This window comes from uncultured Wocania sp. (assembly GCF_964021735.1).
Lineage (GTDB): Bacteria > Bacteroidota > Bacteroidia > Flavobacteriales > Flavobacteriaceae > Wocania_A.
In genome coordinates, this window is the sequence record NZ_CAXIBN010000194.1 from 1 (window position 1) to 5,614 (window position 5,614).

Here is a 5,614-nt window from a genome sequence, read left to right on the forward strand (position 1 = left end):
CTTAAAAAACTCAAAACATAACTAATCGATTTTAAAATCTATGAAACCCTCTATCCCGTACTTCTCCTTTTTTACCTAAACTATTAAATTTCCAGCTAAAACTAAGCATAAAATAACGTTGCAAAACCGTACTTTGAGAATCTTGAATATAGTTTTCTGTTGCTATTCGTCTTGCATTTGTATTTTGGTTTAATAAATCATATGCCTTTAGTGTTAAAGTAGCATTATCCTTCATAAACGAATAAGCTAAAGTAGCATTCCAAAACCAAGCACTTTTTTGAAAACCATCTGCGATATTTGGATTGTAATTATAGTTTATATCATTTCGCCATTCAAAATTTTTAGGCAAATAAAAAGCAGTACCTATATTTAATCTATGATACACAAATGTTCTATCTTCAAAAGTATTAATATCATAAACGTTTTTTGTAAATGACAAATTATATCTTGGACGAATCTCTAAAACATCTTTAATATTAAATTCCATATTAAAACTAGGCCCTATATTTCGCACCTTACTACTATACTTTACATCATTATTAAAATTAATGTTCTTACTTAACCCTAACGAAGCTCCTAAACCAAATTTAATTGTTGTTATAGAATCTACCTTAATCTTTTTATTGTAAAATAAATTAGAGTTAATGTTATAATTTCCGCTTACGTTTTCATAAGTTGTTTTTCTTATTAAATTGTCATCTATTATCGATTTTCTAACGACTTGATTATTGCTAAAACTACTACTCAAATAACCATAAAACCCTGTGCCTTTAGTAAAATCGAAAGCATTAAAATTTGCATAAACTCTATGGTTGCTTCCTGTTTTTAAATTAGGGTTACCCACAACTGTATTTAAAGGGTTAGACACATCTTGAAAAGGTTGTAACTGCGATAAACTTGGTGTGGTATTTCTGAGTCTGTAACCAATTCTAAACGATGATTTTGGACTAAAACGGTATCTTATTCTTGATGAGAGTTGTAAATTATTAAAATTTCTTTTTATACTTAAATCTGGCCTTAAAAAATCATAATTTTCTAAGGTTCTTAAAATATAATCAGCTTCAACATTGGTAGACAATTTATCTTTTCTGTATGATAACCCCAAACCAAATGTACTATTGTCATCAATATATTTAAAGTTAGTACTTAAGTCTTTGTTAAAGGTATTATAGTCTTGTTTGCTGGTGTCAAAATCAAAAGTGCTTCTTATATTTTCTTGCTTATTTTTATTATAAGAATAGTTAAAATCAAGAGATAACTCTTTACCCTTAATAGGTTGTCTATAAGTAATTCCTGTTGAAATATCACTAGATTGATTTTCACCATCAGTAAATTGTTTCCTTATAATATCGTTTGGTGTTGCACCAAAAATATTAGTTTCAGAATCGAGGAAATCGTCCGTTTCGGTAATATTATTTCGGTTATTAAAAAAGAGCTTAAAAAATGATCCTTTACTTCCAAAACGTTTTGTTAAACTAAGATTATTACTAAAATTTTTAGCTGTGTTTTCAACATAAGATGAAGATGTAGATTCGTTTATTAAAACTCTATCTATATCGCTGGAAGCTTCATCTCTTAATGATATATTTTCACTCTTTATATAGTTAAATGAAGGACGAATGTTTATATATAACGTTGAATCTATTTTGAATTCTAACTCGGTATTGGCTCTGTGGCTATCAGTAGAGTTTGATGAATTGGAATTAGAATCGGTAAAATATCTAGTGTCTGATAAAATATTTTCTCGTTCTGTTGATGACTTGTTTTCAGATTGACTTCCTGAGAAAAAATAACTACCAGAAACATCTGTTTTTTCTCCAATTTTATCAGCATAATTTATACCAGACGTTCTTGAGGTTGTTATACCTTGCCCACCACCAAAAGAACGCCCATCAATTGCAAAAGAGCCATCACCATTAAATCTCATACTGTTTCCGCCTCCAAACATTTTTCTAATCTCGCCAAAGCTAAATCCAGAAGAGTTAATATTGTTGCCTCCAGATAAAACACTTATACGTCTGTCATTATCAAAATAATTAAACATACCAGCAAATTCGTACCGCTCATCTGTTCCTGCACCAGCTGCTACGCGACCAAAAACACCCTTATTATTTTCCTTTTTAATGGTTAAATTAATGGTTTTATTTTCACCATCACTTTCTTTTCCTGCAAAAGCATCAGCTTTAGATTTAGTATCAGTTATCTGTACTTTTTCAATTATTTCTTTGGTTAAATTTTTAGTCGTTATGGTTGGGTCGTTACCAAAAAATGGCTTACCATTTACCAAGATTTTGTTTACTTCTTTACCATTTACTGTTATTTTACCTGCTTCGTCAACTTCAACTCCCGGTAATTGTTTTAACAAATCTTCAACATTTGCATCTTTTTTTGTTTTAAAAGATTTTACATTAAACTCTAAAGTGTCTTTCTTAATGATTATTGGTGCTCTTGATTTAACTATTACCGCGTCTAAAGCATTATCATCTATTAACATATTAATAGGTCCTAGATTAATGTCTTCTTTATTTATAAGGATGGATTTCTTAAATGTTTTATAACCAACGTATGAAATTAAAAGGTTTAATTTATTATCATATGTTTTTCCTTCTAAAGTAAATTCACCTTTTTCGTCAGAAATCGTGTAAGTAATAAGAGTACTATCTTTTGTACTCTCTAAATATACTGTTGCAGATTCTAATAGTATTTTATTTGAATCTCCTTTAACAATTCCTGATATTTTAAATGATTGAGATTGCGAAAAGGAAAATGCCGTGTACGAACACAATAAAATTAAAAAAAAGTGTTTCATTAAATGATTTGATTGATGGTAAATAGCTTGATTTGTATCAAAATTTATACCAAAACAACATTACTTAAGTTTAGTATTAAATGATACAAAATATTTAACGAAAGTAACTAACTTTAAGTATGGCTTATCATAAATAAATCTTAAAACTTATGTAAGAAAATGTTATTTTTTTCTCATGTAAACACTAATAGGCACACCATTAAAATCAAAATGTTCGCGTAATTTGTTTTCAAGAAAGCGTTTATAAGCATCTTTTACATACTGTGGAAGATTACAGAAAAAAGCAAATTGAGGTTGTGGTGTTGGCAATTGCATAATATATTTAATTTTTACAAACTTTGCTTTATATGCTGGCGGTGGATAATTTTCTATAATAGGTAACAATATATCATTTAACTGACTTGTTTTTATTCTTTTAGTTCGATTTTTATAAACCTCAACGGCAGTTTCAATGGCTTTAAAAATACGTTGTTTAGTAAGTACCGAAATAAAAACAATTGGCACATCTGTAAAAGGTTCCATTTGTTTTCTGATGGCTTTTTCGTAATCTTTCATAGATTTATGGTCTTTCTCAACTAAATCCCATTTGTTCACTAAAACAACAATACCTTTTCTATTACGCTCAGCTAACCAAAAAATGTTCTGTACTTGTCCGTCAAAACCACGAGTTGCATCCATAACCAGTAAGCATACGTCAGCATGCTCGATAGCTCGAACGCTTCGCATAACAGAGTAAAATTCTAAATCTTCTTTAACCTTAGCTTTACGACGTATTCCGGCTGTATCAACTAAGTTAAACTCGAAACCAAAGCGATTATACTTTGTATCAATAGCATCTCGTGTGGTTCCTGCAATATCTGTAACGATATACCTATCTTCTCCAATTAACGCATTTATAAATGATGATTTACCAGCATTAGGACGACCAACAACTGCAAATCGTGGTAATTCAACTTCCTTTACTTCTTCCTTTTCTGGTAATGCTTCAATTAAAGCATCTAAAAGCTCGCCAGTACCACTACCATTAATACTTGCTATGGTATAATACTCACCCAATCCTAATGAATAAAACTCAACAGCATCTTCGGCACGCTTACCATTATCAACCTTATTTACAGCTAAAAAAACAGGCTTATTAACTTTACGCAATAATTTAGCAACATCTTCATCCATTCCAGTAACACCAGATTCCACATCAACCATAAAAATAATAGCATCGGCCTCATCAATAGCTAACTCCACTTGCTTATCAATTTCGGCTTCAAAAACATCATCACTACCTAACACATAACCGCCAGTATCTATAAGTGAAAACTCTTTACCATTCCAATCACTTTTACCATAATGACGATCTCGAGTTACGCCACTTACTGCATCAACAATGGCTTCTCGTCGTTGTATTAAACGATTAAAAAATGTTGATTTCCCTACATTGGGACGACCTACTATAGCTACTATATTACTCATACTTTTTACTTCTATAACAGTCTAAGACTGAATTTTATATCTCTTTTGAAATATTTTGCAAAAATAGGAAATATACCCATTGCAACACTCTTTTTAAGTAAAGATTAAAAACGATTTATAATTTGAATAAAAAATGTTACTTTTCTGTGGTTAAAAAATGAGGTATGCCAACTACTAACGATATTGTTTTACGCCCGAGATTTAAGATGGAGTTAAATAAAAATAACGAAACACTATTAAAGGCTTTTGAGGGTGTTAAAAATACACAAAGTGAATTTATTATTAGTAGATTAGATGACCATGTATTTATTAAATTCCCTAAAGAGAAACAACATTTTTGGTCACCTCAATTGCATTTAGAAATAAATAAATCTAAGAACAATTCTAGTACGCTTCATGGTTTATTTGGACCCAATCCTACAGTTTGGACAATGTTCATGTTTTTTCATTTTATAGTCGTTGGTTTTTTTATTGCTTTTGGTATTTGGGCTTATACCAATTGGTCTTTGAAAAACGATTACGCTATACAATTAAGCCTCATGTTTTTAATGGTAATTATTTGGTTTGTATTGTATTTTGCTGGTAGTATAGGAAAAGCATCCAGCAAAAATGAAATGCACGATTTACATGATTTTATGAATAGTGTTTTAGAAAAAAATGAAGTTTCTTAAAACATACTTTTAATGGTAAAAATAAATAATAGTAATGTTGTAACCTTGAGCATTACTAAATTTTAATTGAAAGTACCAAGCGTAACTTATGAAAAGCTTTATAGGTTTCGACTGCGCTCAAGGTGACATCAGTTTACATTTTAATGATTTAAAACATAATGAGATGCTGAAACAAGTTCTGCATGACATTGAATTTACTTGATATTGCAAATTATAAAAATTACACTTTTTTTGAAGTCATTGAATATTACGCTTTTTTACAAGCGCGTAACATTTCACGTTTTCCAGGTGGTCCAGGTAATCGCTCTACTTTAAAACCTACAGTTTCCATAGCGCGCCTAACACTGCCTTTTGCAGAATAGGTTACTAAAACACCATTAGTTTTAAGAGCATCAAACATATTTTGGAATATTTTTTCTGTCCACAATTCTGGTTGAACTCGAGCGCCAAAGGCATCAAAATAAATAATGTTATAACTGTCTTTTCCTTTTACCTCTGAAAAGAATCGATTTTGTTTTACTAATGAAAAATGGGTTGTGATTTTATGTAATTCTTCCCAAGAAACTTCATGCAATTTCTTGAAAATTGAATTATCATTTTCAGAATTTAACTGTTTGGAATAATTTAATTGATTGATTTCATCCATTAAAACAGGATAGCCTTCAAC

Annotated in this window: 4 protein-coding genes; 1 reads left to right on the forward strand and 3 read right to left on the reverse strand. The window is 30.1% G+C overall.

The genetic code is table 11. The features are described from left to right. Positions 1–31 precede the first annotated feature (31 nt). Positions 32–2,809 (reverse strand): outer membrane beta-barrel protein, encoded by a 2,778-nt coding sequence (locus tag AADI82_RS13335; protein ID WP_341216919.1) that lies wholly within the window; start codon positions 2,807–2,809, stop codon positions 32–34. 162 nt (positions 2,810–2,971) lie between these two features. Continuing rightward, positions 2,972–4,276: a ribosome biogenesis GTPase Der gene (gene der, locus AADI82_RS13340; RefSeq protein WP_341216920.1), complete on the reverse strand. Its 1,305-nt coding sequence runs from the start codon at positions 4,274–4,276 to the stop codon at positions 2,972–2,974. 164 nt (positions 4,277–4,440) lie between these two features. On the opposite strand from der, the gene AADI82_RS13345 reads away from it, so the two are divergent. Then, complete coding sequence (locus tag AADI82_RS13345; protein WP_341216921.1) at positions 4,441–4,947, forward strand: GTP-binding protein; 507 nt, start codon at positions 4,441–4,443, stop codon at positions 4,945–4,947. A 247-nt stretch (positions 4,948–5,194) separates the two neighbouring features. Here the strand turns inward: AADI82_RS13345 and AADI82_RS13350 are convergent. Beyond that, the coding region (locus AADI82_RS13350; protein WP_341216922.1) for an MnmC family methyltransferase at positions 5,195–5,614 on the reverse strand (420 nt) is incomplete at its 5' end.

Bases quoted from the DNA above. Each gene is read 5' to 3' on its own strand.
- AADI82_RS13345 (WP_341216921.1), top strand. From the start codon at position 4,441: ATGCCAACTACTAACGATATTGTTTTACGCCCGAGATTTAAGATGGAG.
- AADI82_RS13335 (WP_341216919.1), bottom strand. From the start codon at position 2,809: ATGAAACACTTTTTTTTAATTTTATTGTGTTCGTACACGGCATTTTCC.
- der (WP_341216920.1), bottom strand. From the start codon at position 4,276: ATGAGTAATATAGTAGCTATAGTAGGTCGTCCCAATGTAGGGAAATCA.